The organism is Rhodoplanes tepidamans, from assembly GCF_030813915.1.
Taxonomy (GTDB): domain Bacteria; phylum Pseudomonadota; class Alphaproteobacteria; order Rhizobiales; family Xanthobacteraceae; genus Rhodoplanes; species Rhodoplanes tepidamans.
This window is the reverse complement of record NZ_JAUSUJ010000016.1, coordinates 151,631-174,660: the sequence shown is the minus strand read 5'-3', so window position 1 is coordinate 174,660 and position 23,030 is coordinate 151,631. Positions and strand designations below refer to the sequence as shown.

16 protein-coding genes are annotated in these 23,030 nt (G+C 71.3%); 11 read left to right on the top strand and 5 right to left on the bottom strand.

From position 1 onward, the window contains the following. Positions 1–305 precede the first annotated feature (305 nt). The 3 genes from J2S22_RS19550 (at position 306) to J2S22_RS19540 (ending at position 4,366) form a co-directional block, all read left to right on the top strand. Positions 306–1,274 (top strand): Bug family tripartite tricarboxylate transporter substrate binding protein, encoded by a 969-nt coding sequence (locus tag J2S22_RS19550; RefSeq protein WP_272775346.1) that lies wholly within the window; start codon positions 306–308, stop codon positions 1,272–1,274. Between the two features lie 381 nt (positions 1,275–1,655). Continuing rightward, positions 1,656–2,597, top strand: a complete 942-nt coding sequence (locus tag J2S22_RS19545) for an amidohydrolase family protein (RefSeq protein WP_272775345.1) — start codon at positions 1,656–1,658, stop codon at positions 2,595–2,597. A gap of 80 nt (positions 2,598–2,677) precedes the next feature. Then, positions 2,678–4,366 (top strand): carboxylesterase/lipase family protein, encoded by a 1,689-nt coding sequence (locus J2S22_RS19540; protein WP_272775344.1) that lies wholly within the window; start codon positions 2,678–2,680, stop codon positions 4,364–4,366. Between the two features lie 146 nt (positions 4,367–4,512). On the opposite strand, the gene J2S22_RS19535 is transcribed toward J2S22_RS19540, so the two are convergent. Continuing rightward, on the bottom strand, positions 4,513–7,227 hold the full coding sequence (locus J2S22_RS19535) for a phosphoenolpyruvate carboxylase (RefSeq protein WP_272775343.1): 2,715 nt from the start codon (positions 7,225–7,227) through the stop codon (positions 4,513–4,515). A 206-nt stretch (positions 7,228–7,433) separates the two neighbouring features. Next, positions 7,434–8,711, bottom strand: coding sequence for a crotonyl-CoA carboxylase/reductase (gene ccrA / locus J2S22_RS19530; protein ID WP_272775342.1), 1,278 nt, complete (start codon positions 8,709–8,711; stop codon positions 7,434–7,436). 294 nt (positions 8,712–9,005) lie between these two features. On the opposite strand from ccrA, the gene J2S22_RS19525 reads away from it, so the two are divergent. From J2S22_RS19525 to J2S22_RS19515, 3 genes are all read left to right on the top strand, one after another. Then, positions 9,006–10,157, top strand: a complete 1,152-nt coding sequence (locus tag J2S22_RS19525) for a glycosyltransferase family 87 protein (protein ID WP_272775341.1) — start codon at positions 9,006–9,008, stop codon at positions 10,155–10,157. A gap of 114 nt (positions 10,158–10,271) precedes the next feature. Continuing rightward, on the top strand, positions 10,272–10,520 hold the full coding sequence (locus J2S22_RS19520) for a GlsB/YeaQ/YmgE family stress response membrane protein (RefSeq protein ID WP_272775340.1): 249 nt from the start codon (positions 10,272–10,274) through the stop codon (positions 10,518–10,520). A 96-nt stretch (positions 10,521–10,616) separates the two neighbouring features. Continuing rightward, complete coding sequence (locus tag J2S22_RS19515; protein WP_272775339.1) at positions 10,617–12,581, top strand: ethylmalonyl-CoA mutase; 1,965 nt, start codon at positions 10,617–10,619, stop codon at positions 12,579–12,581. A 91-nt stretch (positions 12,582–12,672) separates the two neighbouring features. Here J2S22_RS19515 and cowN read toward each other — a convergent pair whose 3' ends face one another. Further along, the gene (cowN, locus tag J2S22_RS19510) at positions 12,673–12,951 is read right to left on the bottom strand and encodes a N(2)-fixation sustaining protein CowN (protein ID WP_272775338.1); all 279 of its coding nucleotides are present in this window, start codon (positions 12,949–12,951) and stop codon (positions 12,673–12,675) included. Positions 12,952–13,076: 125 nt separating this feature from the next. Here cowN and J2S22_RS19505 point away from each other — a divergent pair, with 125 nt between their 5' ends. Next, positions 13,077–14,357: a glycosyltransferase family 87 protein gene (locus J2S22_RS19505; RefSeq protein WP_272775337.1), complete on the top strand. Its 1,281-nt coding sequence runs from the start codon at positions 13,077–13,079 to the stop codon at positions 14,355–14,357. On the opposite strand, the gene J2S22_RS19500 is transcribed toward J2S22_RS19505, so the two are convergent. Next, positions 14,320–15,318 carry an AraC family transcriptional regulator gene (locus tag J2S22_RS19500; protein WP_272775336.1) on the bottom strand — a complete coding sequence of 333 codons (999 nt, stop codon included), beginning with the start codon at positions 15,316–15,318 and terminating at the stop codon, positions 14,320–14,322. The genes J2S22_RS19505 and J2S22_RS19500 overlap by 38 nt on opposite strands. Positions 15,319–15,509: 191 nt before the next feature. On the opposite strand from J2S22_RS19500, the gene J2S22_RS19495 reads away from it, so the two are divergent. Next, a complete protein-coding gene (locus J2S22_RS19495; RefSeq protein ID WP_272775335.1) occupies positions 15,510–16,373 on the top strand; it encodes an outer membrane protein in 864 nt (287 codons plus the stop codon). 48 nt (positions 16,374–16,421) lie between these two features. Here the strand turns inward: J2S22_RS19495 and J2S22_RS19490 are convergent, their stop codons facing one another. Beyond that, positions 16,422–17,636, bottom strand: a complete 1,215-nt coding sequence (locus J2S22_RS19490) for an ATP-binding protein (protein ID WP_272775334.1) — start codon at positions 17,634–17,636, stop codon at positions 16,422–16,424. Positions 17,637–17,885: 249 nt separating this feature from the next. On the opposite strand from J2S22_RS19490, the gene J2S22_RS19485 reads away from it, so the two are divergent. The 3 genes from J2S22_RS19485 to J2S22_RS19475 all read left to right on the top strand — a co-directional run bounded on the left by J2S22_RS19485 (position 17,886) and on the right by J2S22_RS19475 (position 22,936). Continuing rightward, on the top strand, positions 17,886–18,557 hold the full coding sequence (locus J2S22_RS19485) for a Crp/Fnr family transcriptional regulator (protein WP_272775333.1): 672 nt from the start codon (positions 17,886–17,888) through the stop codon (positions 18,555–18,557). Positions 18,558–18,690: 133 nt separating this feature from the next. After that, positions 18,691–19,653, top strand: coding sequence for an efflux RND transporter periplasmic adaptor subunit (locus tag J2S22_RS19480; RefSeq protein ID WP_272775332.1), 963 nt, complete (start codon positions 18,691–18,693; stop codon positions 19,651–19,653). Between the two features lies 1 nt (position 19,654). Beyond that, complete coding sequence (locus tag J2S22_RS19475) at positions 19,655–22,936, top strand: efflux RND transporter permease subunit (RefSeq protein ID WP_272775331.1); 3,282 nt, start codon at positions 19,655–19,657, stop codon at positions 22,934–22,936. The last annotated feature ends 94 nt before the right edge of the window (positions 22,937–23,030 follow it).

Here is a 23,030-nt window from a genome sequence, read left to right as displayed (position 1 = left end):
CCCGGGCGCCGAAACCGACTCCCCCGACACGGCCGGCCTCTGGCTCCCCCATCCCCACCCCCGGGCGGTTATCTCTCGCAGGCCGCGCAGCTGCGCGACCTGCGGGTGAGGGGGCGAGCCAGACGACCGGCGCCGTAAACCCTCACTCCGGTCGCGAGCCTGCGCTCGCGCCCGACCCTCTCCCGCAGGGAGAGGATGAGGCGGTCGCGACGGTTCCGATTGCGCATCGGCATGACGAGCCCAGCCATGATCGCTTCCGCTGTCGTTCTCCATGATGTGATCCGTTCCTGCCCCCGGAGCCCCCCATGCACCTTCTTCGCGCCCTGTTCGGCCTCGCGCTGCTGCTCGCCCCCGCCGCCGCGGCGGCCCAGGATTTTCCGAGCCGCCCGATCCGCATCGTCGTGCCGTTCCCGCCCGGCGGGCCGAACGACATCATCGCCCGCACGGTCGGGCAGCGGATGTCCGAGCTGCTCGGCCAGCCGGTGCTGATCGACAATCGCGGCGGCGCCGGCGGCGTGCTCGGCACCGACGCGGTCGCCAAGGCCGAGCCGGACGGCTACACGATCGGCATCACCAGCGCCGGGGCGCTCGCCATCTCGTCGAGCCTGCAGGAGAAGATTCCGTACGATCCGCTCAAGGACTTCAAGCCGATCACGCTGGTCGCCAAGGTGCCGGAGATCCTCGCCGTCGCGCCGAACGTCAAGGCGACGACGGTGGCCGAGCTGGTGGCGTTGGCCAAGGCGAAGCCGGGCGACATCAGCTTCGCCTCGTCGGGCCCGGGCAGCATGCCGCATCTCGCCGGCGAGCTGTTCAAGATCAAGGCCGGGATCGACATCGTCCACATTCCGTACCGTGGCGCCGCGCCGGCCGTCACCGACCTGCTGGCTTCGCAGGTCCACATGGTCTTTCTCGACGTCCCGGTGCTGCTGCCGCACATCCGCTCCGGCAAGCTGAAGGCGGTGGCGATCGGCAGCCGCGAGCGTCTCGACAGCGTCAAGGACGTGCCGACGACGGCGGAGGCCGGCTATCCCGAGGTCGAGGCGGAGAACTGGTACGGCATGGTGGCGCCCGCCGCGACGCCGCCGGCGATCGTCGAGAAGATCCACAAGGCCACCATCGAGGCGATGAAGAGCCCGGACGTGAAGGACAAGCTCGCCGCCCAGGGCGCCGTGCTGGTCGGCGACACGCCGGACGCGTTCGCCGCCTATATCCGCAGCGAGATCGACAAGTGGCGCAAGGTGGTCGAGGCCGCCGGCGTCAAGCCGGGGAACTGATACTGGATTCGGGTGATCAGCGCGCCGTCATTCCGGGGCGGTGCACTCGGGTCGGCGCTTCGCGCCGCCCGAGCACAGGCTCCGCGCCGAACCCGGAATCCAGCCGAGAATTCCGAGGTTGTCGCTGGATTCCGGGGTCGCGGCTTCGCCGCGCCCCGGAATGACCACCGACTTGATCAGCGGATGCCGTTCGGGAGCGGCTCGACCGCGGGCGGACCTCCGTCCGGATCGGCGCCATCTGCAAATCCGTCGCGCCGGCCGCGGGCAGGCGCGACGGATGGTCCGCGGCGGGCGCTCTCGTGGCGGTCGCGGGGCCGGCGGTTCTGCGGTATGCTGTGCACCTCGGCGCCGGCACCGGCCGGCCGCCCGCGGGACACGAGCATGAGCAGCACGACCAATGCTGTCACGACCGGTGCGGTCATGACGAATGCGGTGCGCCAGCCGGGCCCCGAGCCCACCTGTCCGCCGCCCGATCCGCATCCGAGGAAGCCCGGCTACGTGCCGCCGCCGGGCGCCTGCGACGCGCATTTCCACGTCTTCGGACCGGGCGACGTGTTCCCCTACGCGCCGAAGCGGCCGTTCACGCCGTACGACCAGCCGAAGGCGACGCTGCTCGCGCTGCACCGCTTCCTCGGCTTCGAGCGCGGCGTGTTGGTGCAGTCGTCGTGCCACGGCACCGACCACCGCGCCCTGCTCGACCTGCTCGCCGACACCGGCGGCCGCTATCGCGGGGTGGCGCTGCTCGATCCCGAGACGCCGGACGCGGAGATCGCCCGGCTCGACGCCGCCGGCGTGTGCGGGGTGCGCTTCAACTTCCTGCCCCATCTCGGCGGCCGGCCCTCGATCGAGGGCATGCGCACCGTGATGGAGAAGGTCGCGCCGTTCGGCTGGCACGTCGAGATCCACGTCACCGGCAAGGAGCTGCTCGACAGCCTCGACCTGATCACCTCGATCAGGGGCAAGGTGGTGATCGACCACATCGGCCGCGTCGACGTCACCGAGGGAACGGCGGGCTTCGCCTTCGGGGCGCTCAAGCGCCTGCTCGACCGCGGCAGCATCTGGGTGAAGCTCTCCGGGGTCGACCGCATCTCGCGCGCCGGTCCGCCCTTCGCCGACGCCGTCGCGCTCGCCCGCGCGCTCGCCCGCCACGCGCCGCAGCGGGTGCTGTGGGGCACCGACTGGCCGCACCCCAACATCTCGCGCTTCATGCCCAACGACGGCGAGCTCGTCGACCTCATCCCGCAGATCGCCGAGGACACGCGCACGCAGCAGTTGATGCTGGTCGACAACCCGACCGCGTTCTTCGGATTCGCGAAGGCCTGAGGCGCGGCTGCGAGCGCGTGATTTGTCGGCCGATTGCTGGTAGCTGTCCGGCGGGTCCATCGCCCGCTTGGAACAGGCTCATGTCAAAACCAGCTTTCGCCCGCCGCGCGATTCCGGCGAGGGTCGTCCTTTGGCTCGCGGCCGCCGTCGCGACCTCGCTTCCGGCCGTCGCCGCGGAAGAGCCCGCCGGCACCGCCGCCGAGGGGCCGGTGGTCGCGACCGACACCGGAAAGGTGCGTGGCACGGCCGGCGACGGCGTCTCCGAGTTCAGGGGCATCCCCTATGCCGAGCCACCGGTCGGCCTGCTGCGCTTCGCGCCGCCCCGGCAGGCCCTGCCGTGGCGCGGCGTCCGCGACGCCACCCGCTACGGCCATGCCTGCCCGCAGGTCTCGCGCTACGGCCTGACCGAGGCGAGCGACACCGAGGACTGCCTCACCCTCAACATCACGGTGCCGACCGGCGACGCGGCGGCCGGCGAGGCCCCGGCGGGCGGCCGCAAGCCGGGCAGGAAGGCCGCCCGAAAGCCCGTGATCGTGTGGATCCACGGCGGCGCCTTCGTGGGCGGCTCCAGCGCGCTCTATCCGCTCGCCCCCATGGCGAAGGCCGGCGACGTCGTGGTCGTCTCGCTCAACTACCGGCTCGGCGTGTTCGGCTTCATGCCGCATCCGGCCTTTCCGGCGAGCCACAACGGCGGCTTCGGGCTGGAGGACCAGCGCCTCGCGATGCGCTGGGTGAAGCGCAACATCGCGGCGTTCGGGGGCGATCCGGACAACATCACGGTGGCGGGCGAGTCGGCCGGCGCGTCGAGCGTCTGCATGCATCTGATCGCGCCGAAGGAGACGGCGGGGCTGTTCCGCCGCGCCATCGTCCAGTCGGGCGGCTGCGCCCATCCGCTCCGGCCGGTCGCCGAGGCGGCGGCCGCGGTCGGCGCCCAGGTCGCCGAAAAGGTCGGCTGCGGCGACAAGGCGACGGCGCTGTCCTGCCTGCGCCGGGCGAAGGTGACGGATCTGCTGGCCGCGGCCGCGGCGGTCGGCGCGTCCGACCTGATGGCCTTCTCGCCCGTCTACGGCACCCTGACGGTGCCGCTGCAGAGCCAGGAGGCGCTGCGGACCGGCCGCTTCGTCAAGGTCCCGGTGCTCAACGGCGGCGACGCCGAGGAGCTGCGCCTCTATGTCGCCTACGACGTCCAGGCCGGCGCCAGGATCACGGCCGAGACCTATCCGGACGACCTCGAGGCCGTCTACGGCGACACCACGCCGGCCGTGCTGAAGGAATATCCGGTGACAGCCTACTCCTCGGCGCCGACCGCGCTCGGCAGCGTGATGTCGGACTTCTCGCCGAAGGTCGGCCTCAACAACTGCATCTATCTGGAGGCCGGCAAGCTGATGAGGAAGCACGTGCCGGTCTACGAGTACGTGTTCGGCGATCCGGCGGCCCCGCCCGTCACCACCGATCCCGGCTTCGAGATGGGCGCCGTGCACTCCTCCGAGCTGCCCTATCAGTTCCCGCGGTTCGACAACACGACGAAGGTCGCCGGCCCCGATCTCGCTCCGGACTCGCAGAAGCTCGCCGAGCAGATGACGGCGTACTGGACCAGCTTCGCGCGCACCGGCGTGCCGGTCGCCGCCGGCGCGCCGGTCTGGCCGCGCTACACGAAGGAGACGGCGGTGATGAACTTCACGCCCGGCCAGGTCGGGACCTTCGACGCCTCGGTCGCGCACAAATGCGGCTTCTGGAAGCCGCTCTATCCGGGCTTCTTGACGCAGTAGGCACGAGGGCCCGACGACGCTTTGCGCCGACGGCGCGAGCCTCGAACGATGCCGGCCCGGGCCGTCGCCCTTCGAGGGCCGCGCTGCGCGCGGCCACCTCGGGGTGACGGCGACAGTCAGCGTCCTGCCCGCCAGGGGCGGAGCGTCTACCCCGTGGTCTTCTGGCCCATGGCGATGGCGTTGACGGTGAGCAGGAGCGCATCGAGCGTCGCCTCGTCGGGCGCGGCGCGGTAGCGGCGCAGCAGCCGCACCTGCTCGTGGTGCAGCCAGGTGAGGCCGCGGGCCCGCATCTCGATGGTGCGCAGGAAGCGCGGGCGTCGCGCGTCGGTCGACGCGGCGAACAGCGACGACACGGCGGCGCGGGTGCGCTCGTGCTCGGCCAGGATGGTCGCCATCATGCGATCGCGCAGCGCCGCGTCCTCGACCAGGGAGGCATAGAGCTCCATCACCGCCGGATTGGCCATCAGCAGGCTGGCCTCGACGTTGTGGAGCACGTAGCCGAGGAAGCGCCAGCGCGGCAGCACCTCGCGGATCGTCTCGAAGCTCTCGGGGCGCTCGCGCCGCAGCCAGTCGATCGCGCTGCCGACGCCGTACCAGCCGGGCAGGTGGAAGCGCGCCTGGCTCCACGAGAACACCCATGGAATGGCCCGCAGATCGGCGAGGGTGGCGCGGCCGCTGCGGCGGCTCGGGCGCGAGCCGATGCGGGCCTGCTCGATGGCGTCGATCGGCGTCGCCGACCGGAAGAAGTCGATGAAGCCGTCCGCCTCGACCAGCCGCCGGTAGGCCGCGAAGCTCTCGTCCACCACGTCCTGCCACAGGCCGCGCAGGGGATGCGGCGGGACGGGGCCGGCCTCGTGCAGCATGGTGGTGCGCACCACGCCGGCGAGCAGCCGCTCCAGATGGAACGTCGCGGTGACCCGGTTGGCGTATTGCTGGGAGATCACCTCGCCCTGCTCGGTGACGCGCATGCGGCCGCTCAGGCTGCCGGCCGGCAGGGCGTCGAGGAAGGCGTGCGTCGGGCCGGCGCCGCGGCCGATGGTGCCGCCGCGGCCGTGGAAGAACTCCACCCGCACGCCGTGCTCGCGACCGACCCGGGCCAGACGCTCCTCGGCGAGGTGCAGGCCCCAGTGGCTCGCCAGAATGCCGCCGTCCTTGTTGCTGTCGCTGTAGCCGAGCATCACGGTGCATTCCGGCACGGCCTTGCCGTCGCGCAGGCGCAGATGCGTCAGCGTCGCCCGGGTGATCGGGTGCGCCAGGAAGGCGTCGAAGATCGTGTCGCACCGCGCCAGATCCGCGATGGTCTCGAACAGCGGCACCACCGGGATCATCGACGCGGGCCCCTGCGGCGTCTCGATCAGCAGACCGACCTCGCGGGCGAGCAGATACGGCGTCAGGAGATCCGACACGCTCCGCGTCATGCTGATCACCAGCGGGCCGAGCCCGTCCGGCCCGTGGCGCAGCAGATGGCGGCGCAGCCCGCGCAGCAGCGACACGGTCGCCTCCGCCTCGCCGGACAGCGCGGTGTGGTCGCCCGTGAACGGACGCGGGCTCGACAGCTCGCGCTCCAGGAAGGCGAGCTTCTCGGCCTCGCTCCAGTCCGGATAGTCGGTGCGGCGGTGGCCGGCCGCCGCGAGCAGCCCGGCGACGGCGCGATCGTGGAAGCCGGAGTTCTGGCGCACGTCGAGCCGGGCGAAATGGAAGCCGAAGACGCGCGCCTGTGCGGTGACGGGCCGGACGTCGACGGCGGCGATCTCGGCCGCGCCGGTCTCGACCAGGGCCGCTTCCAGGATCTCGAGGTCGGCGACCAGCTCGGCGGCCGCGGCGTAGCCGCCGTCCACGCCGTCGCGGGTCCGGGCGAGCCGCAGGAGCAGGAGATTGACCATCTGGCGCCACGGCTCGCCGCGATTGCGGGCCAGCGCCGTGCGGCTGTCGTCGCCGAGCAGCGCCGCGGTCTCGTCGATGCGCCGCTGCAGGATCGCCGGCACCTCGTCGCCGGACGCGGCGACGCTGATCCGCACGGCCAGCCCCGACAGCCGCGCCTGCAGGAGCGCGAGCGCCCCGGCCCGCAGCCGCCCGAGCATCCCCATCGTCACCGCGGTGGTCACGAACGGGTGGCCGTCGCGGTCCCCGCCGACCCAGGTGGCGAAGCCGAGCCGCGGCAGCGGCGGCGACGCGCTGCCGAACGTGTCCCGCCACGCCTGCTGGAAGCGCAGGTCGAGAAGCTCGACGGCGTCCGGGAACACGGTCTCCATGTAGTGCAGGACCGTGCGGATCTCGCTCTCCAGGTCGGGCCGCTCGAGCTGGATCTCGCCGGTGCGCCACAGCCGCTGCAGTGCCGCCTGGAGGCGGCGACGATAGATGCCGAGCTCGATGTCGGTGAAGGAGCGGGTCTCGCGCTCGAGCAGCATGAGATAGAGGGCGCGGTGATGCTCCAGCACGGTCGCCCGCTTCGCCTCGGTCGGGTGGGCGGTCAGCACCGGCTCGAGCGAGGCGCCGGCGATGGTGCGGCGGATGTCGCCCTCGGCCCGGCCGCGCGCCAGGAGGTCGCCGAGGTCGTGCCGCCAGAGCCCGGGCTCGCGCTCGTTGCGGCGCTCCTCGGCCCGGCGGCGCATCTGGTTGGCGGTGTTCTCCTCGACGATGTTGAGGAGCTGGAAGGCGATCGACAGCGCCTGGTAGCGGACGAGGCCGCCATTGCCGCCGTCCGGCGGCATGCCGTCGGCCGAGAAGCAGGCGCGCACGAAGCCGGCGACGCCGGCGGCCGGGCGGTGCGCCTCGACGACCTGACAGAAGGCGTCGAGGAGCCCGTCGAAATCGGCGGACCATTTGGCGAAGTCGTCACGGAGGCGGGCGGGAACGTCCATCGGAGCACTGGCGGCGGCGCGCGACCGGGCCCGACGAGTTCGGACCCGGCGGCGACCCGGGGGTGGCGGATTGTCTCATGCAGGCGGCATGCCAGCGGCAGCCCTGGCTTCATCCGGACATGGGGTGGTCGGTCCGGTCAGGGCGCCGGCTCCCTCGCTCCGCATGCGGAGCGAGCCGAGGCGTGGCGGACCGCGCGCCGCCGCGCCTACTGCCCCACCGCCTCCAGCACGTCCTCGAAGGTCCGGAGGCCCTTCTGCGGCACGTTGACGAGCACCGCCATGTTGCCGGGCTTGTGCTGGTTCTGCCACATCATGTGATGGGCGAGCGGGATCTCGGCCCAGGAGAAGACCTCGCTCATGCACGGGTCGATGCGGTGGTCGAGCACGAACTGGTTCGCCGCCGAGGCCTGCTTGAGGTGGGCGAAGTGCGAGCCCTGGACGCGCTTCTGCCGCATCCAGACATAGCGGGCGTCGAAGGTGATGTTGAAGCCCGAGGTGCCGGCGCAGAACACCACCATGCCGCCGCGCTTCACCACCAGGCAGGAGACCGGGAAGGTCGCCTCGCCGGGGTGCTCGAACACGATGTCGACGTCCTTCTTGCCGGTGATGTCCCAGATCGCCTTGCCGAACTTGCGCGCCTCCTTCACCCAGGCGGCGTATTCCGGCGTGTTGACCTGGGGCATCTGGCCCCAGCACTTGAAGTCCTTGCGGTTGATCACGCCCTTGGCGCCGAGCTGCAGCACGTAGTCGCGCTTGGTCTCGTCCGAGATGATGCCGATGGCGTTGGCGCCGGCGGCGGCGCAGATCTGCACGCCGAACACGCCGAGGCCGCCGGAGGCGCCCCACACCAGCACGTTGTCGCCCGGCTTCAGGATATGGGGCGGATGGCCGAACAGCATGCGATAGGCGGTGGCCAGCGTCAGCGTGTAGCAGGCCGACTCCTCCCAGGTGAGGTGCTCGGGCTTCTTGAGGAGCTGGCGCGACTGCACCCGGCAGAACTGGGCGAACGAGCCGTCCGGCGTCTCGTAGCCCCAGATGCGCTGCGACGGCGAGAACATCGGGTCGCCGCCGTTGCACTCCTCGTCCTCGCCGTCGTCCTGATTACAATGGACGATGACCTCGTCGCCGACCTTCCAGCGGTGCACCTTGCTGCCCACCGCCCAGACGATGCCGGAGGCGTCGGAGCCGGCGATGTGATACGGCTCGCCATGACCGTCGAGCGGCGAGATCGGCTGGCCGAGCGCCGCCCAGACGCCGTTGTAGTTGACGCCGCCGGCCATGACGTGGACCAGCACGTCCTCGTCGCCGAGCTGCCAGGTCGGCACCACCTCGATCTGCATCGCCTCCTGCGGCGGGCCGTGGCGCTCCTTGCGGATCGCCCAGGCGTACATCTTGGCCGGCACGTGCCCGAGCGGCGGGATTTCGCCGATCTCGTAGAGATCCTTCGGTTCGTTCGACGATCTGAGCTGGGTCACGGCCGCCATGGAACTTCCTCCGCCGGTCGAGAAGTCGGTCCGCCCGTAAGCCGGGCGAGTGTGCATCACCAGATATCGCGCCGCAACACGTACCACGGTCACAAGGCGCGGCGCAGGCCTTAAGGCTTCGTCAATTCGGAGGGGGGATCCTGCCGCGGGACGCCGCGAGCGCCCGTCCTCCGTCCCGAGAGAGTCGTCTCCGAGACCGCGTCTCCGACTGGATCCGCCATGCCCGCGCCGGCGATGCCCGTCTCCCCCGCGACCGCGGTCCGCCCCCCTCCCGCCGGAGCGGGAGTCGAAACGGTGCGGCTCGCCTGCTTCGCCCTCCTGATCGCCAACCTGACCTACATGGCGGTCGTGTTCACGTCGGGCGACTGGATCGTGACCTCTTCCGGAGCCCCGGTCCACACCGATTTCGTGATGGTCTACGCCGCCGGCAAGCTGGCGCTCGCCGGCGATCCCGCCGCCGCCTGGGACTGGACGCTCCACCGCGCCGCCGAGGACGCGGTGCTCGGCCGCCCGGCCCCGGCCTATTACGGCTGGCACTATCCGCCGCCCTTCCTGATGGTCGCGGCGGCGCTCGCGACGCTGCACTACGGCGCCGCGTTCGCCGCCTGGATGGCCGTGACCCTGCCGCTCTATGTCGCAGCCCTGCGGGCCATCGTGGCCGACCGCATCGGCTGGCTCCTGGCCGGGGGCTTTCCGGTGATCGTGCCGAATCTGGTGCCGGGGCAGAACGGGTTCTTCACGGCGGCGCTGATCGGCGGCACGCTGCTGTGGCTCGAGAGGCATCCGGTCGCGGCCGGAGTCTGTCTCGGGCTGCTCACCTACAAGCCGCAGTACGGCGTGCTGTTTCCGCTGGTGCTGATCGCCGCCGGCCGGTGGACCGTGATCGTCGCCGCCGGCGCGACCGCGCTCCTGCTGGCTGCCGTCACGGTGCTGGCGTTCGGCCCGGCGCCGTGGGGCGCGTTCCTGCACTGGCTGCCGCTCACCTCGCAGACCCTGCTCTCCGGTCCGGACACCGACTGGTACAAGTTCCAGAGCGTGTTCGCGCTGGTGCGGCTCCTGGGGGGCGGGGCGATGCCGGCCTGGGCCCTGCAAGGCGTCGCCGCAGCGGCGACCGCGGTGACGCTCTGTCTGATTTGGCGAAATAAGAGAGTTTCGTATGACCTGAAAGCAGCGGCGCTCGCAGTCGGCGTCCTCCTGGCGACGCCCTATGTCTATCTGTACGACCTCGCGATCCTCGTCGTGGCGCTCGCCTTCCTGCTGCGGCATGCGCTCGCGACCGGCTTCCTGCCGGGCGAGCGGGCGGCGCTCGGCTCCATCGCCCTCGCTTTCCTGGTGCTGCCGGTCGCCGGCATCCCGGTCGGTCTGCTCGGCGCCGCCGTGACGCTCGGCCTGATCGCCCGCCGCATCCGGGCGGACGTGCCGGACGCCGCCGCGGCTGTCGCCTAAAGTCGCAGGCCATGGTCGCGGTAGCGGGCTGACAGCCCGGATCGTCCGCGTTATGCTCGCTGCCGCAGTGCAAAATGGACCGCGCGGAGGCTCTCCGCCGCACCGGGACGAACCATGGGCTTGTCCTTGCTGGTTTGGCTGATCGTGGGCGCGCTCGCCGGCTGGATCGCCGGCAAGCTGGTGCACGGCGCCGGCTTCGGCCTGATCGGCAACGTCGCGATCGGCATCGTCGGCGCCGCCATCGCCGGCTCGCTGCTGCCGATGCTCGGGATCGCGGCCGGCGGCGGCTTTGTCCATGCGGTCTTTCACGCCGTGATCGGCGCCGTGATTCTGCTCGTACTGGCCGGGCTGATCCGGCGCTAGCCGCACGGCCGGGCTGCTTTCGTCGGTGGGCCCGCGGGTCCGGCGACGCAACGATTTCCGACAGTAAGAAACGTCATTTCACAGGGAACGTCCTCGATGCGCGACAAGCCGTGGATCATCCGGACCTATGCGGGCCACTCCAGCGCCCGCGAGTCGAACGCCCTCTACCGCAAGAACCTCGCCAAGGGGCAGACCGGCCTGTCGGTCGCCTTCGACCTGCCGACTCAGACCGGTTACGACAGCGATCATCCGATCGCCCGCGGCGAGGTCGGCAAGGTCGGCGTGGCGGTCTCCCATATCGGCGACATGCGCACGCTGTTCGATGGCATCCCGCTCGGCGAGATGAACACGTCGATGACCATCAACGCCACGGCGGCCTGGCTGCTCGCCATGTATGTCGCGGTCGCCGACGAGCAGGGGGTGCCGCGCGCGAAGCTCACCGGCACCACCCAGAACGACATCATCAAGGAGTATCTGTCCCGCGGCACCTACGTGTTCCCGCCGGGCCCCTCGATGCGGCTGATCAAGGACGTGATTCTGTTCACGACCCGCGAGATGCCGAAGTGGAACCCGATGAACGTCTGCTCCTACCACCTGCAGGAGGCCGGCGCGACGCCCGTGCAGGAGCTCGCCTATGCGCTCGCCACCGCGGTGGCGGTGCTCGACTCGGTGAAGGCGGCGGGCGAGATCGACGACTTCGGCGAGGTGGTCGGGCGCATCTCGTTCTTCGTCAACGCCGGCATGCGGTTCATCACCGAGATCTGCAAGATGCGGGCGTTCTGCGAGCTGTGGGACGAGATCACCCGCGAGCGCTACGGGGTCGCCGATCCGAAGCAGCGCCTGTTCCGCTACGGCGTGCAGGTCAACTCGCTCGGACTGACCGAGCAGCAGCCGGAGAACAACGTCTACCGCATCTTCCTGCAGATGCTCGCCGTCACGCTGTCGAAGTCGGCGCGGGCGCGGGCCGTGCAGCTGCCGGCCTGGAACGAGGCGCTCGGGCTGCCGACGCCGTGGGACCAGCAGTGGTCGCTGCGCGCCCAGCAGATCCTCGCCTACGAGAGCGACCTCCTGGAATACGGCGACATCTTCACCGGATCGGTGGAGATCGCCAGGAAGGTCGAGGAGCTGAAGGCCGAGGCGCGCGACGAGCTGCGGCGGATCCTCGACATGGGCGGCGCCGTCGGGGCGATCGACACCGGCTATCTCAAGGAGCAGCTGGTTGTCTCCAACTCGCGCCGCGTCGAGCTGATCGAGGCGGGCGAGCAGGTGGTGGTCGGGGTGAATCGGTTCGTCGAGACCGAGCCGTCGCCGCTGCCGACCGGCGAGGGGGCCATCATCACCATCCCGCCGGAGGTGGAGCAGGAGCAGATCGCCCGCCTGCAGGCGTGGCGCGACGGCCGCGACAACGGTGCGGTCGCCGCGACCCTGAAGGAGCTGCGGCGCGCCGCGGTCGAGGGACGCAACATCATGCCGGCCTCGATCGCCTGCGCCAAGGCGGGCGTCACCACGGGCGAATGGGCGTTCGCGCTGCGCGAGGGCTTCGGGGAGTATCGCGCCCCGACCGGCATCTCGGCGTCGGCCCGCAACGACGCCAGGAACATCGACGACCTCAAGGCCGAGGTCGACCGGGTGTCGCGGACGCTCGGGCGGCGGCTCAAGTTCCTGGTCGGCAAGCCGGGACTCGACGGCCATTCCAACGGCGCCGAGCAGGTGGCGGTGCGGGCCCGCGACGCCGGCATGGACGTGGTCTACGAGGGCATCCGCTTCACCCCGGAGGACATCGCCCGCGCGGCGCGCGACAAGGACGTGCACGTGGTCGGGCTGTCGATCCTGTCGGGGTCGCACATGGAGCTGGTCGCCGACACGATGGCGAAGCTGCGCGAGGCCGGCGTCTCGCACGTCCCCGTCGTGGTCGGCGGCATCATTCCGCCCGACGACGCCAAGGCGCTGCTCGCCTCCGGCGTCGCCGCCGTCTACACGCCCAAGGACTTCGAGCTCAACCGCATCATGACCGACATCTGCCGCATCGTCGAAGAGGCGGCGTCCGACAAGGCGGCGTGAGGGCAGGACGGAGGCACGGCAGCGTGGCTTCACCTCTCCCCGGCGGGGAGAGGTGAAGCCAAGGGGCCCGTCGTCCTCACATGCACCGTCCTCACATGCACTGCGTCTCCAGCTCCTCCAGAAGCGCCAGGGTCTCCTCGTCGCCGAGGTCGTCCAGGAGCTCCTTCAGGGTCGGCAGGAAATTGTGCAGCACCCGCAGGTCGTCGAAGCCGCGGCCATGGGCGAGGGCGCGCTGCTCCTCGAAATAGGGCCAGAACGGGCTGTCGCCGGCCGCGACATGGCGCAGCACGTGCGCCATCACGGTCCGGGTCATGCCCTCGCAATCGATGTTCCTGAACGTCACGTAGCGGTCTTGGCGGTCTTGTCGCATGTCGGTCCACACTCCGGTGGCGCGCGACAAGCACGTCCCGTGCCGCCGGCTGCCGCTTAAGGCTTCCGAAAGCGCCCGCCCGCTAGGCTGCCGGCGATCGTCGCCCGACCGCAGGAGCACGACCGATGAGCACCGACGCCGTTCCGGGCGCCGCCGCACCGGGCCGCGCCGCGATCCCGCCCGCCGCCGTCGCGCCCGGGACGCTGCCGCCGCGCCGGCTGATCGCCGTCGTCGGGCTGTCGCTGGCGCTCGGCTATGCGGTGCTGCTCGCCGGCAGCGTGCTGCGCGGCGAGTGGCTGGTCGACGCGACCGGCCGGCCGATCGTCAACGACTTCGTCACCATGTGGTCGGCCGGGCTGACCGCGCTGAACGGAACCCCGACGCTGGCCTGGAACTGGCCGGCCGCCAAGGCGCTGGCGGTGGCGACGCTCGGCGGGCCGTTCCCGGACGGCTACCCGATCTTCTATCCGCCGCACTTCCTGCTGCTCGCCATGCCGTTCGCGATGCTGCCCTGGCTGCCCGCGATGGCCGCCTGGATCGCCCTCACCGCGCCGCTCTACGTGCTCACCATCCGGGCGATCCTGGGCGGCTGGACCGGCGTTCTGTTCGCCCTCGGCGTCCCGGCCGCGCTGTGGAACCTGACCGCGGCCCAGAACGGCTTCCTCAACACCGCCCTGCTCGGCGGCGCGCTCGTCGTGCTGCCACGCCGGCCGGTGGCCGCCGGGGTGCTGCTCGGGCTGCTCACCTACAAGCCGCATCTCGGCCTGCTGATCCCGCTGGCGCTGCTGGCCGGCGGCCACTGGCGCACCATGGCGGCGGCGGCCGCGACCACCCTGGCGCTGGCGGCGGCCGCGTGGCTCGCCTTCGGCACGCCGGCCTTCGTCGCCTTCGTGGAGGCGATGCCGGGCGCCCGCGAGACCTTCCTGGTCCTCGGGCTCGGCAACTGGTGGAAGCTGCAGACCGTGTTCGGCCTGGTCCGGGCGTTCGGCGGCAGCGAGGCGCTCGGCTGGACGCTGCACGGGATCGTCGCGCTCGCCGCCGCCGGCTGCGTCGTCCTGCTGTGGCGCAGCCGGGCCCCCCATGCCCTGAAGGCGGCGGCGCTCGTCACCGGCGCGCTGCTGGTGACGCCCTACGGCTACATCTACGACATGACCCTGCTGGCCGTGCCGGCGGCGTTCCTGCTGCGGCTCGGGCTGGACGAGGGCTTCCTGCCCGACGAGCCGCTCGGCTTCGCCGTCGCCGGCGGCTTCCTGCTCGCCTATCCACTCTGCCCGGTGCAGCTCGGGCTGGCGGCCACCCTGACCATCGCGCTGATGATCGCGCGCCGCGCGGCGCCGTGGGTGGTCTCCCGGCCGCCGCCGGTCGCCGCTACGGCGGATCGTCCCGGTCCGGCAGGCTGCCGCTGAGCGAGGAGGGCACGGCGGCGGCCCGTATCTCGGTCGGCGTTCCCCCGTAGCGGCGGCGGAAGCTGCGATTGAAATAGGACAGGTCGCCGAAGCCTGCCGCGAGCGCGATGTCGCCGATCGGCCGCCCGGCCTGGCCGGGATCGGTCAGCAGGCGGTGCGCGCGGCGCAGCCGCTCGTTCATGAGGGCATCCGTGAAGGTGGTCCCGGCCTCGTCGAGGAGCTTGCGGGCGTAGCTCGCCGAGATGCCGAGCCGGCGGGCGACCTTGTCCAGCGTCAGCCCCTGTTCACCGGCCCGGTGGAGGATCTCCGCTTGCACGGCACGGCGGCGCGCGGCGCGTGCGGCGGGCCGCCCGTCGACCGCCGGGGAAACCATCGACGGACCGTGATCGGCAGCCAACAGCACGGCGACGATGTCGTGCAGGTGGTCCGCCACCATCCCGGCAACCGCCGGATCGGATCCCGCATCGTGCCCGGCCCACAGCCGGACGTAATCGGCGAGCAGGCGCAGCGCCGGTGCACCCGCCGGGATGGTGCGCATCAGCCGGTCGTCGAGGCCGGGGACCCGGTCCGCCATCCGGGCGCGATCGAGCCGCAGGTTGAGCACCCGGACCGGCGCCTTGCTGACGAAGACACCGAGCTCGCCCTTGGTGGTCAGCACCGCCTCGCCGGCGCCGATCACCGCACGACGACCGAGGTGCTCCATGCTGGCGGCTCCGCTCTGCACCAGCACCAGGAGGAGATCCCTGCCGCTGCCCGGCTGCGCCCGATGTGTCGCCCTGACCGGCGACATCCAGCCCTCGGTCATTGCGAGGCCGGGAAGGGCGCGCAGCACGAAATCGGCCTCCAAACCGCGGCTCAGCGGGTCGAACTCGACATCGATGAGCGCGCCGAAGAGCGCTCGCGCCCGGTCGATGCGATCGCGTGCGGGAAGCGCGCTCGTGACGAGCCGGATCGTCTTCAACGTGTCCTGCATTCTCCACCCGCCTTACGCCCGGGCTCGTCCGGTGTGTCGCCGCGGGGCAACATCGGGTTCACGGCAATGCGCCGAGTGTCGCGCAGTCCGCGTCCGGTCGCGTCCTGTCCAAACGGCCGTCCGCGCCCTGCGCTAGCGTCGCTCCAGATCGACCACATCGCATGATCTGGAGACCGACCATGAAGCACCTGCTGGCCGCCCCCCTCCTGCTCGCCATGGCGGCGACCGGAGCCGCGTTCGCCGCCGATTTGGACCTCCCGCGGGCCGTGCCCGTCAAGGCTCCGGTCGTGCCCGCGATCGACTGGACCGGATTCCATCTCGGTGCCCATGGCGGTTGGGGCTGGAGCAAGACCGATGCCGCTTTCGTCGGGACCGACCCGGCCGGCGTCGCCGGGTTGATCCTGGGCGGTGCGTTCGGCGGTGATCCGGCGGGATCGCCCGGGCTCGCTGCCGACGGCGCAACGGCCGGGGTCGGGATCGGCTACGACTGGCAGATCGATCGACGCTGGCTGGTCGGCCTGTCCGCCGATATCTCCTGGAGCGACATCACCGGCTCTGGCGACACCACGTTCCTGGTGACGCGGTCCTTTACCAGATGGATGAGCATCGCCACCAGGCGCGACGTCGATTGGTACGGCACCGTGATGGCGCGGCTCGGCGTGCTGCCGACCGAGCGGCTGCTGGTGTACGGTACCGGCGGCTTCGCCTACGGCCGGGTGTCGAGCGCGGTCGAGCTGACCAGTGCGATGGACCTCCGGTTCAATAACCCCAATGGGGGCTTCGACTGCACGTTCGGGGGCGCCTGCTTTGCCGGCTCCTCGGCCCGGATCGGCCTGGGCTGGGCGGCCGGCGCCGGTGTCGAATACGCCCTGACCACACACCTGACGGTCCGCGGCGAGTATCTCCATGTCGATCTCGGCGGCGACAGCGTCGACGTGGCGGCGACCACGCCGCCGGCGGGCAATCGGCCGGCCTCCTTCACGGCTGCGATCGGCCACGGCGGGCTCGACATTCTCAGGGCCGGGGTCAGATACCGGTTCTGAACGGCCCGGATCGAAGCGGCTCGACTGCGGAGCGACCGGGCGAACCCCTCACCCCCGCCGCGGAATCGCGGCGAGCGCCCGGGCGAGCGCCCGCGGGCTGATCGGCTTCTGCAGGTAGCCGGTCATGCCGGCGGCCCGGGCCTGCGCCTCGTGGGTGCGGGTCGGCTGGCCGGACAGGCCGATCACCGGGATGCGGCCGGCCTCGCCGGGCAGGGCGCGGAGCCGGCGGGTGATCTCGAAGCCGTCGGCCGCCCCGCTCAGCACCACGTCCATCAGCACCACGTCGTAGCCGGCGCGCCCGAGCGCCTCGACGGCCGCCTCGCCGGTGTCGACGAAATCGGTCGCGTGACCGAGCTCGCCCAGCACGGTGCGCATGATGATGCGCCCGTAGGGGTTGTCCTCGACGCACAGGATGCGCAGCGGTCCCGGCTCGGCGTCCGCCTCGGCCGCCTCGACGGCGCCGTCGGGGGCGGGCGGCGCCGGATCGACCACGACGACGAGACGGAACGTGCTGCCGCGCCCCGGCGTGCTCGTCACCGTCACGTCGCCCCCCATGGCGCGGGCGAGACGTTTCACATAGGCGAGGCCGAGCCCCGAGCCGCCGTACTTCTCGGCGACCCGGTCGCTGCCCTGCGAGAACGGACGGAAGAGATGCCGGATCTCCGGCTTGCCGAGGCCGATGCCGCTGTCCGACACGGCGATGGTGATCCGGTGACCGTCGCCGGCCGGCGCATGCCCGACGGCGAGCCGCACACCGCCGGCCGACGTGAACTTCACGGCGTTGTCGAGCAGGTTCTCGATCGCGGCGCGCAGGCGGATCTGGTCGCCCGTCACGACGGCCGGAACGTCCGGCGCGATGTCGGCCGAGAAGTCGATCCCCTTGGCCTCGGCGCGCGCCGCCGCGGAGGCACCGGCGTCCGCGACGGTGCGGCGCAGATCGAACGCCTCGTGGCGCAGCACCAGGCCCTTCTCGCCCGCCCGGGCGCCGTCGACGATCAGGGAGGTGAGCGCGGTGAGGTGCTCGGCCGAGCTCTTGAGCGCCTCCACCCAGCCGCGCTCGCGCTCGCCGAGCTTCGACATGGCGAGCAGCTCGCTGATCGCCAGAATGCCGGTGAGGGGGGTGCGGATCTCGTGGGCGAGCGACGCCAGCAGGCGCTCGAAGGCGCGCCCGGTGGCGGTCGCCGAGGGCTTGCGGGCGGAGCGCCGCGTGCGCTTCCGCTTCGAGCGTCCGGGCGCGGTCCTGGTGATGCGAGACTTGGCCATGCTGGTCTTCGCCGCACGTTACTTCGCGACGCGAATCCTGGCCATGCTGGTCTTGGCCACGCGACTTTGAACTCCACTGCGGAGCAGATCCACCAACGAGCGTTCGCCGTCCATCGGAGCGACCGGACGATCGTCGGCACGGGCGTCCCGGGCAGGGGCGCCTTTGCCGGTCTTCTTATTCGGTCTATGCTGTGGATGAAACCATCTTATTGGCATCGCGGGACGATCCCGGACGGGGCGAGGACCAGAATGGGCAAGCCGCTCGAGTTCGCGACCCTGCTCGGCATGAATCCGCTGTTTTCCGGCCTCGATTCCGACGCGATCGCGGCCATCGCGCGGCTGTGTCAGGTCCGCAAGCTGCCGGCCGGCCGGACGCTGTTCGTCAAGGGCGAGCCGGGCGACGCGCTCTACGGCGTGCGCCGCGGCCAGATCCGCATCGAGACCGGTACCGCGACGGGCGAGCGGATGACCATCGAGGTGTTCGGGCCCGGCGATCTGCTCGGCGAGATGGCGGTGCTGGACGGCCGCCCGCGCAGTGCCGACGCGGTCGCCCAGGAGGACTGCGAGCTGTTCGTGCTGCCGCGCGCCGAGTTCATGGCGCTGCTGGAGCGCAACGGGCGGCTGGCGATCCGCGTGATCGAGCTGCTCTGCGCCCGCCTGCGGTCGACCAACGAGCGCACCGAGGAGATGATGTTCCAGCCGCTCCCGGTGCGGCTGGCGCGCCGGCTGGAGGCGCTCGCCGCCGATTTCGGGTCCGATCTGCAGATCACCCAGGACGAGCTCGCCGGCCTGGTCGGCGTCACCCGCGAGAGCGTCAACCGTCAGCTCCAGGAATGGCGCGCGAGCGGCATCGTGCAGCTCGGCCGCGGCCGCATCCAGGTGGATGTCGGCCGCCTTGCCGCCGTCTGCCGGAAAGCGTAAGTTGAACAGGATTGTCACCGCAATTCTGTTTCATCTCGCGCGTATTGTTTCGACGCGGGCCGTCCCGGTCCCGTCCCTCCGCCGCGCCGTCCCGCCGCGGCGCCCGACATCGCGATGGAATGGGCTCACCCGCATGACACCTCCTGCAAGCAGAAGGCGGTTCGGCGGCCCGGCGCGGCGTGCCGGCGCTGTCGGCCGCGTCGCCGCGATCGCCGCCCTGGCCTTCGCTCTGGCCGCTCTCGCGCTGCCGGCGCCGCTCGCCGCCGCCGACAAGGGCAAGCCGGCCGCCGCTCCGGGCGTCATCGTCATCGTCACCAAGGCGCAGACCGCCTGCTTCTCCAGCGCCATCCGGGTCAACGGCCTGCTGATGGCGCGCTCCGAGGCGATGGTGATCCCCGAGGTCGAGGGCGGCTTCAAGGTGAGCCAGGTGCTGGCCCGCGACGGCGACCGCGTCAGCGCCGGCCAGTCGCTCGCCCGCCTGACCCGTGCCGACGGCGTCGCCGTGACGGTGCGGGCGCCGGTCAACGGCATCGTGATCAAGAGCAATGCCACGCTCGGCGCACTCGCCTCGGCGAAGTCGCCCGACCCGCTGTTCCGCATCGCGCTCGACGGCGAGATCGAGCTGATGGCCGAGGTGCCGAGCATCTACCTGCCCAAGCTGCAGCCGGGGCAGCCGGCGCGGGTCGAGCTGGAGGAAGGCCGCGACATCCCGGGCCGGGTGCGGCTGGTGCCGTCGGAGATCAACCCGGTGAGCCAGCTCGGCCAGGTCCGCGTCTCGATCGAGAACGACCCGTCGCTGCGGGTCGGCACCTTCGCCCGCGCCACCATCGACGCGGCGCGAAGCTGCGGCGTCTCGGTGCCGCGCACGGCGGTCCAGTTCCGCACCGAGGGCGCCATCGTGCAGGTGGTCGCCGACGGCGCGGTGGAGACTCGCAAGGTGCAGGTCGGCCTCGTCTCCGGCGACGGGGCCGAGATCCGCGACGGCATCAAGGAAGGCGAGGTGGTGATCGCCAACGCCGGCGGCTCGTTGCGCAACGGCGAGAAGGTTCGCCCGATGGTGCGCGACGAGACCTCCGGCCAGCTCGAGGAGATGTGACGTGAACATCTCGGCCTGGTCCATCCGGACGCCGCTGCCCGCCGTCGTCTTCTCGATCATCATCGTGATGCTCGGGTGGATGAGCTTCGTGAAGCTGCCGATCACCCGGCTGCCCAGCGTCGACGTGCCGATCGTCTCGGTCGCCGTCGCCCAGTTCGGCGCCTCGCCGGCCGAGCTCGAGGCGCAGGTGACCAAGACCATCGAGGACGCGGTCGCCTCGATCGTCGGCGTCAACCACATCGATTCGACGATCAGCGACGGCCTCTCCGTCACCACCATCACGTTCCTGCTCGACGCCGACCCCGACCGCGCCCTCAACGACGTCAAGGACGCCGCAACCCGGGTGCGCTCCAGCCTGCCGAGCGGCATCACCGAGCCGCTGGTGCAGCGCCAGGAGGTGATCCCGTTCCCGATCATGACCTACGCGGCGATCTCGCCGGGGCGGACGCCGGAGCAGCTCTCCTGGTTCGTCGACGACGTCATCAAGCGCAACCTGCAGGGCCTGCGCGGCGTCGCCAAGTTCGAGCGCATCGGCGGCGCCGACCGCGAGATCCTGGTGTCGCTCGACCCCGACCGGCTGCAGGCCGTGGGCCTGACCGCGGCCGGCATCTCCGAGCAGCTGCTCAAGAACAACGTCGACGTCGCCGGCGGCCGCGCCGAGATCGGCGGCCGCGACCAGTCGATCCGCACCATCGCGGGGGCGCCCACCATCGAGGCGCTGGCCGGCACCACCTTCAGCCTGCTGGCCGGCGGCGAGGTGCGGCTCGACGACCTCGGCGTCGTCACCGACACGGTGGTCGATCCGCGCACCTTCGCGCGCCTCGACGGCGACCCGGTGGTCGCCTTCTCGGTCTACCGGGCCAAGGGCGCGAGCGACGTGCGCGTCTCCGAGGCGGTGGAGCGCGAGATCGCCAAGATCAAGGACGAGCACCCCGACGTCGACGTCAGGCTGATCGACTCGTCGGTCGACTTCACCCGCGCCAACTACGACAACGCCATGCAGACGCTGCTCGAGGGCGCGCTGCTCACCATCGTGGTCGTCTTCCTGTTCCTGCGCGACTGGCGGGCCACCGCCATCGCCGCGATCGCCCTGCCTCTGTCCGTCTTCCCGGCCTTCTGGGTGATGGACATGCTCGGGTTCTCGCTCAATCTCGTGACGCTGCTCGCCATCACGCTGTCGACCGGCATCCTGGTCGACGACGCGATCGTCGAGATCGAGAACATCGAGCGCCACATCCAGATGGGCAAGTCGCCCTACGACGCCTCGATGGAGGCCGCCGACGAGATCGGGCTCGCGGTCATCGCCATCAGCCTCGCCATCGTGGCCATGTTCCTCCCGGCGAGCTTCATGCCGGGCATCGCCGGGCAGTTCTTCAAGCAGTTCGGCGTCACCGTCTCGGTGCAGGTGCTGTTCTCGCTGGTGGTCGCGCGGCTCGTCACGCCGATGCTCGCCGCCTATTTCCTGCGGCCCAAGAGCCACGCGGAGAAGCCGCCGGGCGCCATCATGCGGATCTATGTCCGCGTGCTCGAGGCGTCGGTGCGGATGCGCTACCTCACCCTCCTGGCCGGTCTCGCCGTGTTCGCCGCCTCGCTGTGGGGCCTCACGCTGCTGCCGTCCGGATTCCTGCCGCAGCAGGACGTCGCCCGCTCGCTCCTCGCCGTCGAGCTGCCGCCCGGCACGCCGCTGTCCGACACCGAGGCGGTGACGCGGCGCATGGTCGAGATCATCCGCAAGCGGCCCGAGGTTCGCAGCGTCTTCGTCGACGGCGGCCGCATCCCGCCCAAGGTGACCGAGGTCAACACCGCCGCCCTGATCATCAACTACGTGCCGAAGAAGGAGCGCAAGGTCAGCCAGGCGCAGCTCGAGCAGACCATCAGCCGCGACCTCGCCGACGTGCCGGACGTGCGCTACTGGTTCCTCGACGAGAACGGGCAGCGCGTCATCTCGCGCATCGTCACCGGCCAGGACGGGGCGACCGTCGCCAACGTGGCGGCCGAGCTCGCCAACCAGATGCGGCGGCTGTCCTCCATCTCCAACGTCGTCTCCACGGCGGCGCTCGACCGGCCGGAGCTGCGCATCGTGCCGCGCAAGGCGCTGGCCACCCGCCTCAACGTCAACACCGAGACGCTCGCCGCCACGGTGCGGGTCGCCACCATCGGCGACGTCGGGCCGCGGCTCGCCAAGTTCAACGTCGGCGACCGGCTGGTGCCGATCCGGGTGATGATCGAGGACACGGGCCGGGCCGACCGGCAGGTGCTCGAGCAGCTCAGGGTGCCCACCCTGCGCGGCACCACGGTGCCGCTGCTCGCCATCGCCGACATCCAGCTCGGCCAGGGGCCGGCCGTGATCTCGCGGCACGACCGCGAGCGGCAGGTCAAGATCGAGGCCGATCTCGTCGGCCACACGCCGCAGAGCCGGGCCGAGAAGGAGATCGACGCGCTGCCGGTGATCCAGCATCTGCCGAAGGGCGTGCGGCTGCAGCCCTCGGCCGATTCCGAGGCCAAGACCGAGCTGCTCGACGGCTTCCCGCCCGTGATGGCCAAGGGCATGGTGACGGTCTACGCCGTGCTGGTGCTGCTGTTCCACTCGTTCCTGCAGCCGATCACCATCCTGTTCTCGCTGCCGCTGTCGATCGGCGGCGCCGTGATCGCGCTGCTGCTCACCGGCAACCAGCTCGACCTGCCGGTGTCGATCGGCCTCCTGATGCTGATGGGCATCGTCACCAAGAACGCCATCATGCTGGTCGACTTCGCCATCGAATCGATGGCGCGAGGCATGGGCCGCGACGGGGCCATCATCGACGCCGGGCAGAAGCGGGCGCGGCCGATCATCATGACCACCATCGCCATGGTCGCCGGCATGACGCCGGCCGCCCTCGGCATCGGCGCCGGCGGCGAGTTCCGCTCGCCGATGGCGACCGCGGTGATCGGCGGCCTGATCGTCTCGACGCTGCTGTCGCTGCTGTTCGTGCCGGCCGTGTTCACCGTGATGGACGACATCGGCCGCGGCTTCGGACGGATCTTCGGCCGCCTCGTCACCGGCACCACGCCGCACGGCGGCGGCCACGGCGGACCGGAGGGGCCGCACGGCGGCGGAGGTGGCGGTCCGGGCCACGAGTCCCCGGCGGCGCCCGACCGTTCGGAGAAGGCGCCGGAGCGCCTGCCCGAACGCGTCGCCGAGCGCGGCCGCGAGCCGGCACCCGCCGCCATGGCGGCGGCGCCGGAGGACAAGCCGGAGCCGAAGCGCGCCCCGCCCCGCGGCCTGTTCGGCTTCGGGCGGTAGGAACGGGGCGTGGTCACGTATCGACGACGCGTCTCCTGATCAGGACCGCGTCGTCTCCCCCGCGTGCAAGACTATGCTATGTCCGTGCCTCGCC

Coding starts and splice junctions, on each gene's coding strand:
- J2S22_RS19505 (WP_272775337.1), top strand. CDS start 13,077: ATGAGCACCGACGCCGTTCCGGGCGCCGCCGCACCGGGCCGCGCCGCG.
- J2S22_RS19550 (WP_272775346.1), top strand. CDS start 306: ATGCACCTTCTTCGCGCCCTGTTCGGCCTCGCGCTGCTGCTCGCCCCC.
- cowN (WP_272775338.1), bottom strand. CDS start 12,951: ATGCGACAAGACCGCCAAGACCGCTACGTGACGTTCAGGAACATCGAT.
- J2S22_RS19535 (WP_272775343.1), bottom strand. CDS start 7,227: ATGGACGTTCCCGCCCGCCTCCGTGACGACTTCGCCAAATGGTCCGCC.
- J2S22_RS19480 (WP_272775332.1), top strand. CDS start 18,691: ATGACACCTCCTGCAAGCAGAAGGCGGTTCGGCGGCCCGGCGCGGCGT.
- J2S22_RS19540 (WP_272775344.1), top strand. CDS start 2,678: ATGTCAAAACCAGCTTTCGCCCGCCGCGCGATTCCGGCGAGGGTCGTC.
- ccrA (WP_272775342.1), bottom strand. CDS start 8,711: ATGGCGGCCGTGACCCAGCTCAGATCGTCGAACGAACCGAAGGATCTC.
- J2S22_RS19485 (WP_272775333.1), top strand. CDS start 17,886: ATGGGCAAGCCGCTCGAGTTCGCGACCCTGCTCGGCATGAATCCGCTG.
- J2S22_RS19520 (WP_272775340.1), top strand. CDS start 10,272: ATGGGCTTGTCCTTGCTGGTTTGGCTGATCGTGGGCGCGCTCGCCGGC.
- J2S22_RS19490 (WP_272775334.1), bottom strand. CDS start 17,636: ATGGCCAAGTCTCGCATCACCAGGACCGCGCCCGGACGCTCGAAGCGG.
- J2S22_RS19515 (WP_272775339.1), top strand. CDS start 10,617: ATGCGCGACAAGCCGTGGATCATCCGGACCTATGCGGGCCACTCCAGC.
- J2S22_RS19545 (WP_272775345.1), top strand. CDS start 1,656: ATGAGCAGCACGACCAATGCTGTCACGACCGGTGCGGTCATGACGAAT.
- J2S22_RS19495 (WP_272775335.1), top strand. CDS start 15,510: ATGAAGCACCTGCTGGCCGCCCCCCTCCTGCTCGCCATGGCGGCGACC.